Here is a 755-nt window from a genome sequence, read left to right as displayed (position 1 = left end):
GTTACTGTCATCTTAACGTTATCACCAGGCATTACCATTTCTACGCCTTCTGGTAACTGTACGTCACCTGTTACGTCAGTTGTACGGAAGTAGAACTGTGGACGGTAACCTTTGAAGAATGGAGTATGACGACCACCTTCATCTTTCGAAAGTACGTATACTTCTGAAGTGAATGTAGTGTGTGGCTTGATTGAACCAGGCTTAGCTAGTACTTGACCACGTTCAACGTCTTCACGCTTAGTACCACGTAAAAGTGCACCAATGTTCTCACCAGCACGACCTTCGTCAAGAAGCTTACGGAACATCTCAACACCAGTACAAGTAGACTTAGTCGTCTCTTTGATACCAACGATTTCAACTTCGTCGTTCACGTTGATGATACCAGCTTCAACACGGCCAGTTACAACAGTACCACGACCTTGGATTGAGAAAACGTCTTCGATAGGCATGATGAATGGCTTATCGATGTCACGCTCTGGCTCTGGAATGTAAGAATCTAGTGCTTCTGCAAGCTCTACGATTTTAGCTTCCCATTGCTCTTCGCCTTCAAGTGCTTTAAGTGCAGAACCTTGAATTAGTGGTAAGTCATCACCTGGGAAGTCGTATTCAGAAAGAAGTTCACGAACTTCCATTTCTACTAGCTCAAGTAGCTCTTCATCATCAACCATGTCACATTTGTTCATGAACACAACGATGTAAGGAACGCCAACTTGGCGAGAAAGTAGGATGTGCTCACGAGTTTGTGGCATAGGACC

Annotated in this window: 1 protein-coding gene; it reads right to left on the bottom strand. The window is 44.4% G+C overall.

Going from position 1 to position 755, the window contains the following annotated elements; all coding sequences use genetic code 11:
- A partial coding sequence (locus MTN97_RS17790; RefSeq protein WP_248475030.1) for an elongation factor Tu occupies nucleotides 1-755 on the bottom strand: 755 nt, incomplete at both ends.

The sequence above is a fragment of the Pseudoalteromonas sp. 2CM36K genome, assembly GCF_023161865.1.
Taxonomy (GTDB): Bacteria; Pseudomonadota; Gammaproteobacteria; order Enterobacterales; family Alteromonadaceae; genus Pseudoalteromonas; species Pseudoalteromonas tetraodonis.
The sequence above is the reverse complement of the archived record's forward strand: the minus strand, read 5'-3'. Positions and strand labels throughout refer to the sequence as shown.